Origin of the sequence: Aquiflexum gelatinilyticum, assembly GCF_024813435.1 — a bacterium.
GTDB lineage: Bacteria > Bacteroidota > Bacteroidia > Cytophagales > Cyclobacteriaceae > Cognataquiflexum > Cognataquiflexum gelatinilyticum.
In genome coordinates this window covers 280,512-300,449 of sequence record NZ_JANAEZ010000003.1, presented here as the reverse complement: position 1 = coordinate 300,449, position 19,938 = coordinate 280,512, and the positions used below count along the sequence as shown (strand labels likewise).

At 36.0% G+C, this 19,938-nt stretch carries 20 protein-coding genes; 3 read left to right on the top strand and 17 right to left on the bottom strand.

The genetic code is table 11. From position 1 onward, the window contains the following. Window position 1 precedes the first annotated feature (1 nt). The 17 genes from NK987_RS09240 to NK987_RS09160 all read right to left on the bottom strand — a co-directional run bounded on the left by NK987_RS09240 (window position 2) and on the right by NK987_RS09160 (window position 16,548). Window positions 2-928, bottom strand: a complete 927-nt coding sequence (locus tag NK987_RS09240) for a glycosyltransferase family 2 protein (protein WP_259263615.1) — start codon at window positions 926-928, stop codon at window positions 2-4. Between the two features lie 16 nt (window positions 929-944). Beyond that, complete coding sequence (locus NK987_RS09235; protein WP_259263614.1) at window positions 945-1,895, bottom strand: glycosyltransferase family 2 protein; 951 nt, start codon at window positions 1,893-1,895, stop codon at window positions 945-947. Window positions 1,896-1,909: 14 nt separating this feature from the next. After that, a complete protein-coding gene (locus NK987_RS09230) occupies window positions 1,910-2,575 on the bottom strand; it encodes a class I SAM-dependent methyltransferase (RefSeq protein WP_259263613.1) in 666 nt (221 codons plus the stop codon). Between the two features lie 17 nt (window positions 2,576-2,592). After that, the gene (locus tag NK987_RS09225; RefSeq protein ID WP_259263612.1) at window positions 2,593-3,474 is read right to left on the bottom strand and encodes a glycosyltransferase family A protein; all 882 of its coding nucleotides are present in this window, start codon (window positions 3,472-3,474) and stop codon (window positions 2,593-2,595) included. Beyond that, window positions 3,471-4,373: a glycosyltransferase family 2 protein gene (locus tag NK987_RS09220; RefSeq protein WP_259263791.1), complete on the bottom strand. Its 903-nt coding sequence runs from the start codon at window positions 4,371-4,373 to the stop codon at window positions 3,471-3,473. Before NK987_RS09220 ends, NK987_RS09225 begins: the two co-directional genes overlap by 4 nt. Before the next feature lie 20 nt (window positions 4,374-4,393). Next, window positions 4,394-5,086, bottom strand: a complete 693-nt coding sequence (locus tag NK987_RS09215; RefSeq protein ID WP_259263611.1) for a class I SAM-dependent methyltransferase — start codon at window positions 5,084-5,086, stop codon at window positions 4,394-4,396. Window positions 5,087-5,298: 212 nt separating this feature from the next. Continuing rightward, window positions 5,299-6,489 (bottom strand): glycosyltransferase, encoded by a 1,191-nt coding sequence (locus tag NK987_RS09210; protein ID WP_259263610.1) that lies wholly within the window; start codon window positions 6,487-6,489, stop codon window positions 5,299-5,301. Continuing rightward, window positions 6,486-7,376 (bottom strand): glycosyltransferase, encoded by an 891-nt coding sequence (locus NK987_RS09205; protein WP_259263609.1) that lies wholly within the window; start codon window positions 7,374-7,376, stop codon window positions 6,486-6,488. The genes NK987_RS09210 and NK987_RS09205 overlap by 4 nt, the downstream gene beginning before the upstream one ends. Before the next feature lie 85 nt (window positions 7,377-7,461). Beyond that, on the bottom strand, window positions 7,462-8,322 hold the full coding sequence (locus NK987_RS09200; protein ID WP_259263608.1) for a glycosyltransferase family 2 protein: 861 nt from the start codon (window positions 8,320-8,322) through the stop codon (window positions 7,462-7,464). Continuing rightward, window positions 8,319-9,581 (bottom strand): glycosyltransferase family 4 protein, encoded by a 1,263-nt coding sequence (locus NK987_RS09195; protein WP_259263607.1) that lies wholly within the window; start codon window positions 9,579-9,581, stop codon window positions 8,319-8,321. Before NK987_RS09195 ends, NK987_RS09200 begins: the two co-directional genes overlap by 4 nt. Then, a complete protein-coding gene (locus NK987_RS09190; protein WP_476727002.1) occupies window positions 9,578-10,249 on the bottom strand; it encodes an FkbM family methyltransferase in 672 nt (223 codons plus the stop codon). Before NK987_RS09190 ends, NK987_RS09195 begins: the two co-directional genes overlap by 4 nt. 267 nt (window positions 10,250-10,516) lie before the next feature. Then, the gene (locus NK987_RS09185) at window positions 10,517-12,226 is read right to left on the bottom strand and encodes an ABC transporter ATP-binding protein (RefSeq protein ID WP_259263605.1); all 1,710 of its coding nucleotides are present in this window, start codon (window positions 12,224-12,226) and stop codon (window positions 10,517-10,519) included. Window positions 12,227-12,336: 110 nt separating this feature from the next. After that, window positions 12,337-13,179, bottom strand: coding sequence for a putative rhamnosyl transferase (locus NK987_RS09180; RefSeq protein WP_259263604.1), 843 nt, complete (start codon window positions 13,177-13,179; stop codon window positions 12,337-12,339). Then, window positions 13,176-13,877 carry a class I SAM-dependent methyltransferase gene (locus NK987_RS09175; RefSeq protein ID WP_259263603.1) on the bottom strand — a complete coding sequence of 234 codons (702 nt, stop codon included), beginning with the start codon at window positions 13,875-13,877 and terminating at the stop codon, window positions 13,176-13,178. The genes NK987_RS09180 and NK987_RS09175 overlap by 4 nt, the downstream gene beginning before the upstream one ends. A gap of 26 nt (window positions 13,878-13,903) precedes the next feature. After that, window positions 13,904-14,521, bottom strand: a complete 618-nt coding sequence (locus NK987_RS09170) for an acetyltransferase (RefSeq protein ID WP_259263602.1) — start codon at window positions 14,519-14,521, stop codon at window positions 13,904-13,906. Between the two features lie 3 nt (window positions 14,522-14,524). Further along, on the bottom strand, window positions 14,525-15,601 hold the full coding sequence (locus NK987_RS09165; RefSeq protein ID WP_259263601.1) for a DegT/DnrJ/EryC1/StrS family aminotransferase: 1,077 nt from the start codon (window positions 15,599-15,601) through the stop codon (window positions 14,525-14,527). A 98-nt stretch (window positions 15,602-15,699) separates the two neighbouring features. Continuing rightward, the gene (locus NK987_RS09160; RefSeq protein ID WP_259263600.1) at window positions 15,700-16,548 is read right to left on the bottom strand and encodes an FkbM family methyltransferase; all 849 of its coding nucleotides are present in this window, start codon (window positions 16,546-16,548) and stop codon (window positions 15,700-15,702) included. A 351-nt stretch (window positions 16,549-16,899) separates the two neighbouring features. On the opposite strand from NK987_RS09160, the gene NK987_RS09155 reads away from it, so the two are divergent. The 3 genes from NK987_RS09155 to NK987_RS09145 all read left to right on the top strand — a co-directional run bounded on the left by NK987_RS09155 (window position 16,900) and on the right by NK987_RS09145 (window position 19,912). Next, window positions 16,900-17,958: an acyltransferase family protein gene (locus tag NK987_RS09155; RefSeq protein ID WP_259263599.1), complete on the top strand. Its 1,059-nt coding sequence runs from the start codon at window positions 16,900-16,902 to the stop codon at window positions 17,956-17,958. A gap of 845 nt (window positions 17,959-18,803) precedes the next feature. Beyond that, window positions 18,804-19,496 (top strand): hypothetical protein, encoded by a 693-nt coding sequence (locus NK987_RS09150; RefSeq protein WP_259263598.1) that lies wholly within the window; start codon window positions 18,804-18,806, stop codon window positions 19,494-19,496. Between the two features lie 125 nt (window positions 19,497-19,621). Beyond that, window positions 19,622-19,912: a four helix bundle protein gene (locus NK987_RS09145; RefSeq protein WP_259263597.1), complete on the top strand. Its 291-nt coding sequence runs from the start codon at window positions 19,622-19,624 to the stop codon at window positions 19,910-19,912. The last annotated feature ends 26 nt before the right edge of the window (window positions 19,913-19,938 follow it).

The following is a 19,938-nucleotide window of genomic DNA, read 5'->3' as shown; positions in this document are numbered from 1 at the left end:
CTTACTTATATATGTACCTGAAGCAAAACTTCAGGTAGTTCCTGATTAACTTTTTTAACCTTGGCTTGACTAGCGCAAACCTGTAAAATGAATAGGGAAGCAAATAAGGAAGCTGACTCAATGGATAGGAATTCAGCCTTTGCCCCAATAAATTCTTTCCTGTTGAAAAATTGTCGACACTGTCAAAATATTGAAAAAGGTTAAGGATCAAATACTTGTCCCGAAAGGTTTTCCATGATGGGAAATGTTCTGAAATACCATATTCCTCCTTATACATATCTGTAAAAATCGTTTCCTCCAAGGCAGGATGGGACTTCAAACTACCTGATGCATTCATATCATAAAACATAAGGGGCACATGGACATAACAAGCTTTTTTGAACCAATCAAAAGCCCTTAACCATACATCTACATCCTCTCCTTTTGTCAAATTAGTTTTAAATCCTACCTTATTTTCAAAAAAATCTTTTCGCAAAACAGTAGAAGAAGAGGTAAACAAGGTATTGTAATCTGCCTGACTGAAATAATCTTCAATCAGGGAAACCTTTGGATTATCATATTTTTCAGGCAATCCAATATTAGAATAAGAGCTCCCAAGCATCCCAATACCCGGAAAATTATCGATTATAAAATTCATCCAATATAAAAAATCCGGATGCCATACATCATCCGCATCTAAAAAAGCCAAGTACTCATATGTTGCATTTTGGATCCCTGCATTCCTAGCAGCGGAAACACCCTGATTTTTTTGAGATTTTAACCTAACCTTGTTTCCATAAAGGGAAGTTACCAATTCTCCTCCCCCATCTGTAGACCCATCATCCACTACAATAATCTCAAAATCAAGAAATGATTGGTTTAGAACCGAATCAATTGCCCTTGAGACAAATTGACTTTTGTTGTATAAAGGGATAATGACAGAAAACAAGAATTAAGATCTTAAATTATTGTAAAAGCCTTTTCAGCCTAAGTGCATTTTCAAAACCCATAACCTTCGAAAGTTGTTGGAATTTGGGTCCTCCGATAAATGTTTTTTCAGATATTCCCAGCTTACTTATCAGGTCATTTGCATTTTTGATCAGGTCAGGATATAAGGGATAGATATCATAAATAAATTTCATATACACGCGTTTCAATGCTGCCCTTATCATACGCGAATCCTCCATTACCAATGCCTCTTTTTGATAAATCACAAATGAAGACAACAGTGATTCGGCTGCATCATGAGATTTTTGTTTACTGACACTCCCTTCTTCCAATACCCTGTAATAAGCTTTTGACTCAGTATCATAAATCACCTTACTACATCTCAGCAAAACCCTCATAAAAAACTCACCATCTTGATTGATACTCAGGGTTTCATTCCATAATCCTGCCCTTTCTACCAATTCCTTAGGAGTAAGCCAAGAAGAATCAGCCATCATTTCCTGATTATTCCAAGAATGCAGTAGCCAATCCAAACCTGACTCAAAATTCCCAAACACCCCATATGGAACTTGTGTACAATTGGAAATATCATGTCTGAAATTTACCCATTCACAAGATGCCACCACATCCTTAGCTTGATTTTGGAGTAACTTGAATTGGTTTTCGATTTTATTCGGAGTCAACAAATCATCCGCATCCAAAAACTGGATATAATCCCCCCTGCTTGCTTGAATGCCTACATTGGTAGCTTTAGACACTCCGCCATTGGCCTGATCCAACAAGACTATTTTGTCAGGAAACCGGTCTTTGTATTCCTCCAAAATAGCCAAAGAACCATCGGTGGACCCGTCATTGACCAAGATCAATTCGATATGGGGATAAGTCTGTCCCAATGCCGAATCCAATGTCTGCCTGATATAGGCAGCCTTATTAAATACTGGTATTATGATGGATACTAAGGGATTCATGTTGAAAAATTCAATTATTGATTGGCAATTTCTTTAATGGCAAAACTTGGTGAAATACCCCTTTCCATAGTTAAAAAAATAATTTCCCAATGATGCTCTTTACAAAATTCATATACCGCCTCAATCACTCCATATTTCCAAGGAACGTCAATCTCACCCACAATAAAATCATGGCCGGCAATAATTCCTCCCTCTTTCATTTTGCTTTTATATAATTCCAATTCGGCTTTAGTTACCTTATAATCATGGACGGTATCTATATAAATCCAATCAAAATATTTATCAGGAAAATCATTAACAACCTCAGTTGAGTAACCTCGGTGGATTTCAACTTTTCCATTTTTCAGTTCTTCACCAAATTTAGAGCTCACTTCTTGGTATAATTTCTCAGGATACCTTTTGCTTTGCCACACATCTATCAAACATAACTTTTGAGGCGAATTGATTGTAAGAATTTTTTCACTAAATCCACCCTTATCAACTCCCAATTCTGCTACTACTCCATTTTTTGGAAGTAAAGCCAGTAATTCCTCTCTTGTTGGAACAACCTTAATATTTTGGACATGAACCATATTAATTTCAGGAACCGGCATTTCTTCAAATCTAGGTTTCTGAATGAGGTTATACTTTTTTGTATAGTGGTTAAACACCTTAGATTTCAATTTTTTGAGTAAATTCATGATGGATGTATTAAAGGTTATCTCGCAGTAGGAGCTCCTTTGATTAGTTTAAAATATTCTGATATTGTTCCTTTGTTAATTGCATGGCAAACTTTAAATACTGCCTTAGATTCTGACCAGCCAATTGTTAAAAACTTTTTGAATGCGAAACGATACCTTCTAAAAACAAATTTTCCCAAATAGCCGAGGAATTTTAAATTCCTGTTTTTATAATTCCTGGTGTAGGTGCCCCCCAAAAGTCTTTGGTATTTATTGACCAATTCTTCTGTGTAATACCTTGCAGGATGATTGACTTTAATTTCTTCTCGATATTCAACCAAATATTTGGATGATATTTTCCCTGAAAGTTCGGAATCTCCATTCGATTTTAATTCAGAATTAAACCCCCCGAATTCATAGATAACCTTGGAATATGAAAACCAATTGGCAGTGACTGCTTTTCCTTCACGGGCGTAAGATTCCGTGGTAAACCCAGTATATTTTTCATACACCTCAGCATCAGAAAGGTTGGAAGGATTTCGATAAAATAAGGGAATGGGACCCGTCAGGATTCCAATTTTTCGGTTTAGGTCATTTTCAAAAATTTTGTAAGCATTTTCAAGCCATTTTTTATCCGGCAAACAATCAGAGTCAGTAAATACCAAAATTTCTCCTTTTGCTTCTTTGATCCCCTTGTTTCTGGCAGCATACGATCCGGGAATTTTTTCGTCCACCACTGTAAGCTTATACAATGGGGAAACCAATCCCTTAATTTCCAACCTAATTTCAGGATCATTATTGACTACAATCACCTCCCATTTTTCAAAATCAAAGGTTTGTGAATTCAAGGAACCTAAAAGACTTAGCAGCCTTTCCTGATCTTGGTAAACAGGAATTATGATTGAGAAAACCAAGCTCATCTGCTCAACCCTAAAAAGCGCTTGCCAAAAGTGAAATAAATAGACACAAAAATATTTCTAAATAGATTCAAAAAAATTTGAGAACCGTGCAGCACTAATCTTCTAATAAAACTATTCTTAATCGGGTTTGAAAAAACTCGGCTGAAATGATAAATAATATATTTCTTTTCAAATACAAAAAGATTTTTAAGCCCAATATTATCAATAAATACAAGTAAAAATTTTAACTCTGATTGCATGGACCTAGCACTTATGGTATTTAATTGATGTTGATAATAAATAGAAACGGGCTTTTGTAATTGGCTTGAAAAAAAGAAATACTTCCTAGATATCCTATTCCAAAGCTCTGTATCCTCATGCAATTGCAACCTTTCATCAAACCATTTATTGAGGTTTTCAAAAACAATTTTCCTAAATGTAACCGAACTAATATGCCCTAATATGATTTCATTTTGTAATATTAACTTATAAAAATCTCCTTGGCTTTGAATTGAACTTGTGTCATAGGTAGTTCCAAATGGCGTCTTTTTCCCTTTTTCAGTTTCAATTTGCGACAAAGAGTATGCAACATGAGCATCAGTATTGTTACTGAAAATTTTTTCGTCTGTTTCAAACCGATTACTTAGGTATATATCATCTGAATCCAAAAAAGAAATAAATTCAAAATTAGCATGCCTTATCCCTAGGTTTCTACTTGCAGATACACCTTTGTTTAGGCGATCAGGATGTGTTAATATTTTAACCTTTGAATTAGCCCTGCTCAATTCTTCGCAGATTAAATAAGATCTGTCTGATGAACCGTCATCCACCAAAATAACTTCTCCTACCTGAGGAAGTTTCAAAACACTTGAAACACAGTTTTTAATAAAATTTTCCCTATTAAAAACCGGGATTATCACTGAAACCTTAAACAATCCTATTAAATTTTTCTGAACCAAAAAGATCCTCCATGTTTTTCTACCTTTGAGAAATATGGATCTTGCCAAAGTGGTGAAAGTGTGTCTGCAAGTTCCTTTGTCCTACTAACGTAAAAACATGGAAATAGAATTTCTATTTTGTCTTGACCATATAAAATCAAGTTAGCAAGCATGTATTGCTCTGAATAAAACCTCGTTGACCATTCCTGAGGATAGTCATAAGGTAGAAAAATATCATGAACCTGAATAATTACTCCTTTTTTTAGTTGCGGTATGATATCTAAGAAAACTGTTGTCACATCAGAATTCATAAAAACACGATGAGAATTATCCACAAACAAAATGTCACCTGCTTCCAACTCATTAAAAATGGACAAATCTATATTTTCTAAAGGGCTTCTTATTATTTGGTTACATATTTCATTGATCTCTGCCCTAGGAACAGGATCAATAGAAATAATCTTGGTTCCAAGTGAAAAATCTTCTATGGCCCTTTTTGCAATTTTTGTGGAATTTCCGGAACCAATCTCTATATATAATTTAGAGTTGAATTTTACGAGATATCCATAAAGTGAAATTAAATCCAATCCCGGAATAAAGTTATTTATCCATGTCGGCTCTTTTAATGATTTCCTAAAGGATTCTCCTATGGGAATATTCAAAAAATTTTCCCTGAATTTTAAAAACCCTTCCATATCAGACTTGTATTCTTTATGCTTGATTTGCAGGATTTTTTCTATCCCTACATGAGGTTTCGAAAAGGAATACCTTTGATTTAGATTTACCGGATACTCCAGAAAAACACTTTTGTTCGGTTCAATTTCTTGAATTAATTCTTTTACTTTTTGAAGATATTTCGGTCTGGACTTAAATATTCCCCTAAGTAGTTTTTTGATACTTTTGTTGATCATAGCTTATAAAATTCAATCATGGATTTTAAAAATCTTGACCTACCGCATTGTTTAAATGCCAAATCAAAAATTCTTTTAGGGTCAAAGATTCTTTCTTTATTTTTTAATTTTAATATGGCATTAGCTAAAGCCTTGGCATTTTTTACGGGTACTACCAATCCAACTTCTTCAGTTACACTATCTTCTCCTCCTCCATTTGCAGTACTAATAACAGGAAGTCCACACATCATGGCTTCTCTTATAGCTATCCCGTGAGGTTCCTGGATGGTTGGAGAAACAAAAACATGGGCTGTATTCAAAACATCAGAAATTTTATCCCTATCAACTTTAGGAATGAATTTACCAAATTCATAAACACCCAATTCTTTGCTTTTTCTTACAAATGCATTGAAATCAGGATCATTTGATTCTTCATCTGCCCCTTTGCCAATCATGATGAATTTGAAATCCTGTGTTTCCTTGGACAATTCATAAATCGCTTCTAAAAAAGTATCATATCCTTTAATGGGCAAAGAATTTAGAATAGTGATAATTGTAAAGACACTATTTCTCTTTTCAAGCTTGATTTGGTATTTGGTTTCATCCACCAAATTCCAAATAACCTCAGGGTTACAATTTGGCTGATTCATCAATACCTGCCTACGTTCATCATAGCTGACAGCAGCAGTTTTATCAGCGGAGGCAAATGCTTGAAGAACCAACCTTGCCCTTAATCTTGAATAATAGTGAAATACAAAAACTTGATGCTCTATGATTACAAAAGGAATGGAATGGACTTTGGAAAGCTTATGCGCATAAATGCCGGCGTCCATTCCACTTTGTGCATGGATTAGATCGGGAATATGGCCTATTGATCTTAATGAAAAAAAAGCCTTTTGGTATAATCTAATTGCCAGTTTTATCCTGTATTTTTCAGGTACTCTTCTATTTTTGGGAATAATAAAACCATAAGCTTCCGGGTTTTGGATGACAAATCCTTTTTCAATTGGCCATGAGGTTTTTATAAGACTCAAAATATAAATCCAAAGAAATTTGAATAATGGTCTCGAAATCTCATCGCCATATAAAACCACGAATTGACCTACTCTTGACTGATCTAAAAATTCGGCCTGTTCCCTAAAAAAAGAACCATTCAGTGGCTTTGAAGGAGTGGGATACCAAGATGGAATGAGAAGGATATTCTTCATCTATTGATTTTTGTCTTTAGCGATTTTAATACTAATCCAAATACTTCTGAAATAGACTTGATTTCAATTGCATATTTGATTTTATAATAACCACCTAGAAGCTTATTTTTTATAAACAATTGATCAATGTATACACCATAAAAAAATTTAAACCTTTCAAAAAGTAATTTATTATGGGGATTATGGTTAACCAAGTCTTTGTAGACAACATAATTTGTTTTTGCTCTTTCAAAAGGCTTCTCTTTTGATGAAACCCCATTCTCTTGAATTCTATAAACCGACCCTACAAAATTCAAAAAAAAACCTTTTCCAAAAAGTAATAATTCAAACAACAAATGAGTATCTCTAAAAAACTTATATTTATTAAATGTATTGTGTTTAATAATATCAGACCTAAACATCAGGGTTTGTAAACCCGCATGCCATCCTTTATTAAATGAACTCATATCATAATCAGTCCCGAAACCAATGTTTTCTGGAAATTGATAATTCGAATTCAAAATAATTCTATTTAAAGATTCCCAAAAAAAGTTACAATGGTGAGTGCAGAAGGAATAAAATTCATTTTCTTCCAAAAAGTCAAACTGCCGCTGAAGCTTCATATTATCTATCCAAAAATCATCCCCTTCGCAAAAAGCAATGTATTTTGATTTGCAAAGCGACAGTGCATATTTGAAATTTTCTTTAAAACCCAAGTTGGATTGATTCTCCTTCAACTTGATTCGGGCACCATGCTGATGATTGCCAATGACTTCTTTAATAATCCCTACAGTTTGATCAGTGGAGTGGTCATCTGCAATGATGATTTCAAAATCAAATGAAGTAATTTGGTTCAAGATACTTTCAAGAGCTTCCCTAATATAAATCTCTTGATTATAGGTAATCATGCAAACATTTACCAACACAAGGAGGAAACTTTAAATTGTTGCGAAGAATAAAAATATAGATGTTTTAGAAGCACCATTAAAAAAATCAAACGAAAATCTGACTTAGTTTTTTTTTCAAAGTTTTTTCCAATCCAAACAATTTAGCAAAGAACCTTGATCCGTCATATTGAGAAAGACAATTATTCCTTTTACAAAAATCAAAAACGTAGCCTGAATAAACGTAATTCCTCGATAAAGAATACATGTCCATATTTATCAAATATGTTTTGATTTCTTTTCTTAGTTTCAGCCAGTTATCAATTCTATCAGCTTGTGTTGCAGGATTATTACTTATTGAATGCCCTGTTTTATGGATTTTAGTCAATGCCTGACTACAAAGTCCCATTTTCCCATTTTCTTTAAGTAACCTAAACATCAAGTCATATTCCTGACTGCTTGATAGAGATTCTTGCCATCCTCCTACTTTGTCCAAAAACTTTTTGTTCCATAAGTTAGCACTGGTGATCCCTAATTTTCCGGCAATCAAGCCAGACCAAGGATCATGAAAAAATTTCCTTAAATGTTGATGCCCATCCTCAAAGCAATCTATTGCATTTCCAGCTATAAAAGACATCTCATTATTTGATACCGCAATTTGACCCTCAATTTTGCCTTCCAGTAATTCATCGTCAGCATCTAAAAACTGAACCCATTCGGATTGGGCGTGCGTAAGTCCTAAATTCCTTGAGGCAGCAGCACCTCTATTTTGATTTGAAGGGTGGAAAAATAATTTGACTAAGCCATGGTTTGTAATGAGATTTTTGGCGATTAAAATTGAATTATCCGTGGACCCGTCATCAACAAGAATAATCTCAGAAACCAAAGGTTGATTAATAACTGAATTTACTGCCCTTTCAATTGTATTCTGACTATTGAATACCGGGATAATAACTGAAACTGATTTCAACTTAAAACCTCTTGATAAATTTCTATAAGCCGGTTTCCAAGAACTTGAGTATCGAATTTTTCTTTCACAAATTCTCTTGCGGAAATTCCCATTGCTCTTCTTTTATTTTTGTCAAGCAGAAGACCGACAACTGATTCTGCAAATCCTTCTAAATCACCAGCCGGAATCAATATACCTGTTTCCTGATTATTGATCCCTTCACTAATACCGCCAACGGCAAAAGCAACTACAGGAACCCCCATTGCTTGTGCCTCCATCAATACTAACCCCTGGTTTTCTGCTCTACCTGATTTTATATCCTCTTTGCCTGTATATAAAAATAAATCAGCTTTAGCAAGAATTGACCTAACTACGGATTGATCTTGTCCACCCAACATACGGACATTTTCTTTCAAGCCTTTTTCAATTATCATATCTTCTAAAACATCATGCATTGGTCCTTTTCCTATGATGCTCAGTTCAATATTATTTATTCCAAATTCCCGGATTACCTTTTCAAGTATCTTAATAGCTTGATCAGCTCCCTTCCATTCTACAAGCCTACCTACATATACCAACTTATATGTATCTGAATGTTTTTCACTTTTTTTTAAAGTCTCCACATCAAAAAGATTAGTATCTATTCCCATCGGTAATAGCCGGATACGTGGATCAAGTTTCTGATCAAGCTTTAACATTAGACCCTTCGTGTAGTGAGAATTTGCTGTAAATATTTTACCGAAGGAAAACAAATTCCGATATTTTATTCTGTTCTCCATTGCTTGGTTTGGAACCAAATCATAACCGTGAAAACTGACAAGAAATGGTATGTTTTTAAATAATCCTTGAGAAACAAAGTTTGTAAAAAAAACTCCCATAACGCCAAAATGGGCGTGAACAAGGTCAAATCGGTGAATTTGCCAAATCCGTATACAGTGTAAAAAATGGGTAATCTTTAATCCTGATATCCCAAGTTTAAATGGATTTATACATTTTACTGCTGCCCAAAAGGCAATTCTAAAACCTTGTTGATGAAAAAACCTAAAAGCCTCAAAAATTCTGCTGATCGGGCTTTGGGGTAAAGTCGCAACATAAGTAACTCTTTTTTCAAGACCATATCCTTGGTATTGAATATGCAATCGTGTAAAATCACCCGGATAAAGCGAAAAAATATGAATGTCAACGCCTTTATCAATCAGAAAAACAATTTGATTCAAAATAAACGTTTCAGTCAATGAAGGGAATTCATTTAGAAGAAAAGCTACTTTTGTCGTCTTCAAATTAGGCCGTATTTTTTAAGAAGTAAAAGGTGATCATTTTTAAATGCCAAAATATTATCGTGTTCAGGGAGGTCTTTCCATGATTGGACGCTAACCAATCTTGAAATTTTTTCTTTAGAATTGCTTAGCTTATATATGTGATAGCAATAGTTCCTATTCAAAAAATCAAATAGTTCTTCCAATGAATAGTTAAAATTACTCCTTGTATTCGAACACTCTATAACAAGAAAAGGCCCATTATTTCCTGAAAGAATACCTTTAGCACCTTTAAGTACTTCCATTTCAAAGCCTTCAACATCTATTTTTAGCAAATCTAAATTGGAAATCAAATGCTGCTTGAGTACCGAATCCAAAGAAACCACCTCAACGTCAAATGAAGGGGAATCCTCCTGAAACTCAACCATAGAGGCCGCTCCCCTATTAATTTGAAGATTTGAATAAATTTTGGCGGTACCAGAGGTTGAGCCCAGTGCTTTGTTATATGCATCTATTTGGGATATACCGTTGACAGCAATATTCTTTTTCAAAATAGGGTAAGTTTCAGGATGAGGCTCAAAAGATAAAACCAATCCATTTTGTCCAGCCCTTAGAGCACAAAAAATTGAAATTAAACCGATGTTTGCCCCAGCATCTACCACAATATTTCCAGGTTTAACAAGTTTGTCCAAAATCCGCAACAACCCTTTTTCATAACTTCCAGTAAAGTAAAGTTTCCTTTCGATTCCTTTGTCATACTTTGGATTGACATACAAATGAAACCCATCTAGGGTTTTGATTAATATCTCTCCTTCTGGGAGTTTTCTAAAAAATACTGCATCAATAGCTTTGAGTGCTTTCCCAAATCCTTTTGGCCTTTTGTCAATAAGGTATGACTTGATTTGATGTACAAAATGAAGTGCCCTCACAATTTTATTTTTTATATATAAATTAATTTCTTAAAAAGTTTGCAATGCTACCATTCTTTTGAAGTCTTGGGATTTTTCTACTAAATCTTTAAACCCATCCATAGCCACAATTTCACCTTTTGAAAGAAGAACTACCCTATCTACGTTCTTTATTGTTGCCAATCTATGGGCAACGATGATTAAGGTGATCTTTCCAATTAGATCCTCTATGTTTTCTTGGATAATTCTTTCAGTTTCAGAATCCAAGGCTGAAGTAGCCTCATCCATAATCAAAATATCTATTTCCTTATACAATTCTCTAGCAATAGATATCCTTTGTTTTTGCCCACCACTCACGAGAATCCCATTATTTCCCATCATGGAATTTTCCTGTTCAGGAAGTTGCCTGACAAATTCAGCAATATTGGATTTTTCCAGTGCTTCCCAAAACCGGGCAAGATTTTCCGGGGTTTTGGGCGACCAAAATGTCACATTATTGAATACCGAGTCCGAAAAAATCACAGGTTCTTGTGTAATGTAACCGATTCGGTGTTGGAGGGATTTGATATCTAGTGACTTTATAGATTTTCCATCTATAAGTATATCACCACTATCCACAGGAATGAGCCCTGTTAGGAGATTAATCAAGGTTGTTTTTCCACTGCCACTTTCCCCAACCAAAGCTATAGATTCATTTTTATTGATAGAAAGCTGAATATTTTTAAGTACCGGCTTTTGTCCATACGAAAATGATATATTATCCAACAATAAAGAGGTTTTGAATTGTTTGATGGGCTCGCCTCCTGTAACATCCTTGTTAATATTTAATTCTTCCAAAAATTCCTGCATATTTTCCAAGGCACCTGCACTTGTTAGAAAAGTATTATAGAATGTTTGTAAGGTCATCAGATAGGTCAATGCCCTGTAAAAAAACAAAAGGCTCAGAATTATTAATCCCAAGCTTTGGCCAAATACAATCGTCTGTAAAAGAATTACAGACACAGCCACCACCATGATCAACGGTTCTCTGGTAGCATATAAAATCGCCCCATAAAAACCTATTTTCCTGTTATTCAAATCAATGCTAATTATTATATCTTTTAATTTTTCGGAATATTGATCAATTAGCCCTGTAGCTTTTAAATATTTGAAAAAACTTACTTTTTGAATCAACAGCCCTTGAAAATCATGACCCTCTCTCGTGATTTTTCGTGAGGCTGTAATGGTTTTTTTATTTATCGTATTGAAAATAAAGTTAGACAATACTCCCCCTATAAAAACCATAAATGCAAACTGTGGATTGGCCATAAATGCAAGCACGGAATACACCAATACCATTATAGCACTTTGCATAGTCATAAAATAAGCATTAGATGCTCCGGCTACCCTGCCTACTTCACCGGATAGGGTATTTTGGATTCTTCCCGAATCGGAATTCACAAAATTCTTGAAACTGAAATCTCTTAGAAAATAAATGCTTTTTATCCTTAGTGACCTCACAAAATAATTTTGAACAACAGTTCGATAGTAGGATTCCAAAAATCTTGCTCCACCTTTGAGAATGAAAAAAAAGAGCATGAATATCAAAACCGTTTTTAAATTTATTTCAAAGCCTAAACCACTGATACCTTCAATCAAAAAAGAGAGATTACCCAAGTCGTCTGCATTAGCGGTTTTGTTTCCATCCACCATTTGAAGCAATGGCAAAAACATTACCAATCCAAAGCCATCCAAAAGCCCCACTGAGATATTAAGCCCCATAGAAATAAAAATTCTATGCCGTAAATAGGAATAAAAAAACGAAAAATGTTTGAAGTATTTATTAAGCATTTTAATTCAAGGGTTAAATTCAGATTACAAATTTGATTTTTTCAAAAAAACAGAAAATTACCAATACTAGCCTTTAACCTTGAAAGGACCTTTCCCTGAATAGATTTAAAAAAAAATTGAAATTCTTTTAACATTCTGCTTGATGATATTTCACTTTCAGGGAATGTTATTGTGCTAAAATATTTTTTCAATATTTTCTTCTTTAATATTATGGGCCTTCCTGATTTCACATTTAGCCAATTGCCCCCATGAACTACCACTAGCCAAAAAGGAATACTTGAAATGTTGAAAACTTGTAAATGGTTTGAAACAGATTGGTGTTGGAAAGTAAATACTGAATGAACAATTTTTCTTTGTTTTTGAACTAACACCTGAAATGGATTATTATTCAGTTTTTTTCGGTACAGAATGGTAGTACTTGTGTCAAAAATCAAACCGCTAAGTGGATTTAATATAAAGGATTCAGGAAAAAGGTTAACTCTGGATAAAAAATATTTTTTAATTTCCTCAACATTGAATTTTGAAAGTGCGTCGTCGCTGTCCAGCCGGGCATTCATCAAATAATCATAGTTATCGGGAATATTTTTCAGTTCGGAAAGAATGTCTTCTCTAAAACCTGCCCAGGTACTGAATTTAAATTTAATTAAACCACTTCTATCTTTTTCTCTTAATACGTCTAATATTTTCTTATCTGTTTGAAAATCAAAAAAAACCCACCATTCAAAATTTTTGTCTGATTGGTTAAGTACAGATGGATAACAATAGTCAAAGAATAGATCGATCCTATTTTTGAGCCATTCATCGGGATTGATCCCCAATGTCTCGCTTACAATCCTCTTGTAGTCAAGATTGAATCTTGTAATTAATATGTATTTTAATTTCAAGCTTTTAACTCGGTCAAGAATTCCTCTTTCGAAATCAATCCCAAAAATCTCTTTCTGTTCTGTTCCAAGAAATCAAATTCAGCGTTTTCCAATTCACTCTTTTCAACATTCAATTGATGATGATTTTGGCCAAAAGAAATTACACCAAGACCTTGATCTGCATCTATCGTTCTAACGTTTAATTCAGGATGAAATGCGCGAAGGTGAACTATGGTTTTCCAAACATCACCGTTCCATTCTCCTGTCCACCCTTCTATCCCTCCATCTTGAAGTACTTCAATGACTTCATCATAGCTATTTTTGATTGGATAGGCTTGTGCTGCCCCTTTGGGATTACAATCATGGAGAACCATAAAACCATTTGGATTTAGAAATTCTAAAGAATTGATAACATCTCTCAAAGATTGGTCATAATTATGGAGACCATCAATAAAGACAAGGTCAATTCCATCAGGAAATGTTTTCTTTGCTTCATTCTTAAAAAAATCATCGCTTGTTTGCTTGAACAATTTAAAGTCATTCAGACCCAATACACCTTTCAAAGCTAAGTTTCTTTTTAGATGATAGGCAGGGTCAACACCAATCTTGAATTTGGCTTTGATCTCGGTAATCGTTTTTCCATCTCTAACCCCAATTTCGAGGTAGTTATTTCCCTTTATGCTATTTAATAGGGTATTGATAAGTGTTATTCTATTCATATTATGTTGCTTATTATGTAAAAATATCATGTAGTTTTTATAATTCTCCCAGGCACACCCACTACTGTGACATGGTCCGGGACATCTTTGGTAATGACTGAACCTGCCCCGATGATGACATGGTTGCCGATTTTGATTTTGGGAAGGATGGTGGCATTTGCCCCTATCCGGGTTTGGTTTCCGATTTTGGCAGCGCCAAGAATCACTGCCCTTGGACTGATTTCACAGAATTCCCCCACTTCCACCTCATGGTGGACCTGCGCCCCGGTATTGACTAAGCTGCCTTGGCCGATCTTTGCCTGAGAACCGATAAAACAATGGTTGAAAATATCCACGCCCTCAAGCTTAGCAAAGGGACTGATGGTGTTATTGAATCCCAAAAGATGAACCATTTTACCTCCGGCTTGGGTAAACCTTTCAAAAAACATCCACCTTAAGGCCGGATTGCCAACAGCTAAGATAAACCTCGGATCTTTGGCAAAATGGCTTTCGACCTGAGCTTGGTCCCTGATGATTAGGTATTCTTTCAAAACCAACTTCTCATTGGTCACATCATCAAAGAATTCCAACAAACTCGGAAGCCCGTCTTTGGATAGGATATCCAAACACTCCAAAGCATGTCCGCCTGCACCTGCTACGATCATCTATCAGTTGTTTTGTACACGGAGTAAAATCCTGGCAATCATTTTTTGTTCCTCTTTGCTCAGCCCATGATACAAAGGAAGGCACAAGACCCGGCTGCTGATGCTATCCGAAACAGGCGTCTCTCCCGAAGTATAATCCAAATGGTTGAGCCCCGGAAAGAAATACCTCCTTGACCCGATCTCATGATCCGAAAGCAGCGCCATGCTTTTTTCGAGTTGTCCTTCATTTTCAAAAATGATGGGGAAATAGGCGTAGTTGTAGGATTCGATCCCTACAATGTCCAAAAATTTCACTTTTAACCCTTTGAGCAAATCAAGATAATGGTGAAACTGTAACTTGCGGGCGGCAATGATATCAGCCAGGTAGTTCATATTGACCAATCCCATGGCAGCATGGAATTCGGAGTTTTTGCCATTGATACCGACACCGTTGAATTTCAAAAAACCATCATGCCCAAAGTTTCTGAGGTAGGACATTCTTTTCAGCAACTCGGGATCTTTGGTAAATACCCCTCCACCTTCAATGGTATGGAATACCTTGGTAGCATGAAAACTACAGGTACTGATATCCCCATATTCAAAAATGGATCGTCCTTTGATTTTGACACCGAAGGCATGTGCCCCATCATAGATAACTTTCAGCTGATGCTTTTTGGCAATCTTTTCAATGGCCTCCACATTACAAGGAACTCCATATACATGAGTTGCCAATATGGCTGAAGTCTGCGGGCTGATGGCTTCTTCGATTTTGGTAGGATCCAGATTCAGCGTGTTGGGATCAATATCTACAAAGACAGGTTTACATCCCTCCCAGACAATACTGCTAGTGGTGGCCACATAGGAAAAAGGCGTAGTAATGATCTCTCCGCTCAACCCAAGCGCTTTGATGGCAATCTGAATGGCAATGGTCCCGTTGTTTGTAAACAAGAGGTGATTGACATCCAAATGACTCTTGAGCTTAAGTTCTAGCTCATTCACCAAAGGACCATTGTTCGTCAGCCAGTTCCGCTCCCAGATTCCATCCAGGTAGCGGTGATATTCCTCCTTCGGAGGCAAAAATGGTTTTGTTACAGGTATCAAATTGCTAGATAGGTTTTAAAATAAAAATGATTGGAATATATTGTTCTTATCGGAATTTAAAATTGGTTAATTGAGCATCTAACTGTAATGACAAATCCTCAAGCAAAAACTGGCTTTTGGGATTGGATATAATGAATCATGGAGTTCCCTCCGCTAGAAAATTCCTGCGCATTGACAATAGAAGGAGTTTTGAATCCATTTTCCTCAAAAACTTCAACCAACTCGCCAAAGATATCTCCCAACCCGGGGATTGAATGATACTCCAGCAGGTACTGTTTGGAGCGCTTGATGCTTCCGCTTTCCTTCAAGTCCTCAAAGACCTGCCTTTCTGCACCCTCCACATCAAGCTTGACGAGATCAAATTCAGCTTCTTTCAATAAGTCAGACAAGCGGACAGCATCTATTTCTTTCAGGAAGGATTTCCCAATTTGAGGAAACAGGGAACCATTGATGATCGAGCCTGTGGGAGAAACATAAAAGCGTTCCTTTCCCATCCGGTCAGACAGGCAGGCATTGATTGCTTCCACTTGGGACAAACCATTACCTGCAATATTCTTTTCCAGATAATAAAAAGCCTGTGGATTAGGTTCGATGGCAATGATTTGAGCTTGGGGATACAAGGATTTAAAATACAAAACGCTGATCCCGATATTTGCCCCGCCATCGATGATTTTGGGTGTAGCGCTTTTCGAATCAAACTTGTAAACCTCTTCCAAAAAAATCTCTTTGACCAAGCGCAACAAGACCTGTGGAGAATTTGCAATTATCCTAAATCCAAAAAGACTGACCGTAACTTCCCTGTCATTCCTGAACTTTGCCCTGAAAAACAAAAAGCTAAGCGTGGCAAGCAGTTGAACCTTTCGTGTTTTTTGGCTATAAAATCCATGCCTGACAGCAGGGTAATAAAATTCCTTTAAAAGCGAAAAAAAATTAACCAATGACTTCAAATCACAAAACGAAATGGTGGTTTCTTATTTGAAAATAAATTGTCCTCTATTTTTTTCAAATTAGTAAAAGGTTTGGTACACTATTGCTGTGGACGGTGGACGGTGGACTGATGACCATTTTATTAAAATTTAAAAAATCATATTTTTTTATAAATAACCATATTTTTTCCTTCAAAATCAGCACTTTTCGGGCATGTTCCCTTACCCTTCTCCGACCCTTCCCTTACCCTTCCGTTACACCCTCCTTACCCATTCGTTACCTTTCGACCAATTTCCAAGAAAACGTATCACTTTTCCAATATCTAATTCAGCATTCAAAATTCTTCATTTCCAAGCATTACATTTGGCACCTTGAACATCTCAACACCAACATATTTTCCTGCACTGACAGGCATCAGGGCGATCGCTGTACTGATGGTATACTTCCATCATTTCAATCCTTTTGCAGGTTCCTCAGGTTTCGCTTTCAGATTCTTTGCAGAATTCCACACCGGCGTGACCTTGTTTTTTGTTCTGAGTGGATTTATCATCACCCACAAATACTTTCTTAACCCCTCACCTTCGCTTTCCGTCTATTTTTGGAACAGGTTCACCAAAATCTATCCGGTTTTCTTTATACTGACTATGTTGACTTTCCTCGCGAGGGCAATTTATTTCAGTCAATTTGGAGAAAAAGAAATCCCTGCTCTTATACTTAATCTTCTCCTTTTGAAAGGCTATTTTCAGGAATTGCTTTTCTCGGGAATTGCCCAAGCTTGGACTTTGACGGTTGAAGAAACTTTTTACCTGTCAGCACCGCTTTTGGCTTTGGCCTGGAAAAAATGGCGTTTGCCTTTATTGCTTTTACCGCTTACCATTATCAGTTCAGGGATTTTGATTCAAAATCTTTTTAAGGACCTGTTTCCCTTCGGCTTTTTTGGAGATCTTCAGTTCCTGTTCAATTTCACATTTTTTGGAAGATGCTTTGAATTTCTGTTGGGAATGGGATTGGCTTATCATATGCAGCGCCGCTTACCACTCAAACACCTGACGCTGTTTGGCGCAGCAGGGATACTGCTTTCAATAGTGGCTTTGGCTATGATTGGCAATGGGGAAAAAACAGGTGACAATTTTCCTTTGGGTATTTTGGTCAACAATTTTGCTTTACCCCTTTTTGGTATCTTGCCGCTTTTTTGGGGATTGTTGCATGAAGAAACAGTACTCAAAAAACTCCTTTCCTCGCGCCTGTTTAGGATCTTGGGAGACAGCAGTTACGTGTTTTACCTGATCCACATCGGGATATTCCAATTGGCATTGGCATCACTTGGCCTTTCTATCTTGACCAACCTATTGCTGTTATACCTTTTCGCCATCTTGGGTTATTACTTTTTTGAGCAACCAGTTAAGAATTATCTCAGAAGTCGGTTTTAGTATAGATGCGAGAAGAGAGAGCCGAGAAGCGAGAACGGAGATCTAGTTAACTTTAAAACTTCTAGAACCAAGTATCATGTACCAAGGACGAAGCCAAACCCGACAACGCGCAGCAGACAACCCGACAACAATTTCAACAACTAAAACAATTACAACCACTACAACCACCCCAACAGATCCTCCTACCCCACAAGATTCTCCTTACACAGCTTCGCCCCTTCAATCCCATCTGGGACATCCAACCGAGTACTAAAATTACTCATGAGTAACAAAATTACTCGGGCAGACGGGATTTGCAAACCTTCTAAAAACATTTTCGCCAATGAAAAAAAACTTAAAGAAAACCTTAATTTTCTCCAAAAACTTCGTCCTGAAGAAAATGAGGGTCGATAAATCTAAAATGCATTTCAAATCTTTAAATTGATTTTTATCAATTATTATATAAACAATTATTTTTCAATGAATTATAAATAAAAAAAATAACCATAAAACCCAAAATTCAACCTCTTCTTGAACCCTGCCCTTCCCTTGATTTACATTATTTAAAGTGAAAAAAATAGTATTACTTGGCACTTTAATTGGTCATCAAATTGAAAAGTTTTATACAAATAAAATTTTTCCTGTCGTTTAAGAAATGTCTGTTTATTGGAAAGTAGACGAAACCTGTTTGCAGGTCGACCCTTTGTAACAAAAGGATGCTTTTCGATATCATGAAAATTCCCGACAGCCATAAGGTATGTGGAAGGTGATCCGAAAAAAGGTGGTTAAAAAAATAACTGCCTTCCAATAGCGGGTAAAATTGTAAGTAAGAGATTGAAAAAGATAACCCCTAGTAATTTTAAAGCATGCTGATTATCCAATACCGTGCCCACGATTATTTCCTACACCAGCTTGACGAAAGTTTTATAGGATTGGCATTTGTGCTGACAGACAAGTACGAAGGCAACATGGATGTATTTTTGCCCCACAAACCCAAAATCATCATCCATGAGGGATTCATCTGTATCAAAAAACTCGAACTGAGTGTCAGGGGAAAAAATGACACAAGCAAATTCAATAAAAACCTTGACATCGAATTCAATGAGGTCAAAAAAGTCTTCTTCGACAAATCAGATGAGACTGAAGATTTTTTCCTGAATATCCCTGAAGGAAACTATGACAGGTTGGGATTTGGAATTCACCTGTCAGATCATGAACAAAACCCTTCTGTATTTATCAGTGCGTCTTACTACAGTACAGCAGGTGAATTGATTCCTGTGACCATAGAGCTTTTTGGGGCAAAGCCACGATTTGACTTGGCACTTGATGCCGACAGTTCTCCAATCCTTTCCTTTACTTCCGACAGGACCATCAACCCCTCCATCATCTTCGAAATCAATGCATCCAAATGGCTCGATACCTTGACCATTGAAGACTTTGAAGAAGCACAAAAAACTGAAGACGGCATCCTGATCAACGACAAGCGCAACCGCCATCTCTACTTCAAACTCGCCGCCGAAATCCACAAAGGCGACGAAATCAATGTAGAACTAAGATGAATGATAAATGTTGAATGAATAATGAGGACTAAAGCTATACTTCAAGATATATTTTCCGATTTAAACGTTTAATTTATCAATCCTGAAAAGGTCGTTTTGTATTTTAGTGAAAAAAGAAACTAAATATGAAAAATCCGATCGTTGATAAAAGTTTCATTTTCGCAGAGAAAATACTTAATATTTATTTCTTTCTTCGAGAAAATAATCACTACAGGTTAGCAGATCAAATTGTTGGTTCAGGCACTTCTATTGGTGCAAATGTAGAAGAAGCACAGGCAGCCCAATCAAAAAATGACTTTATTTCAAAAATTAGCATTGCATCCAAAGAAGCGAGGGAAACAGCATATTGGATCAAATTACTGGATCGAAAAGAACTGATCGGAGACCACCCGGACTTCATTTTTTTGCAATCCTAAATCTTAGAAATAAACAAAATGCTCGC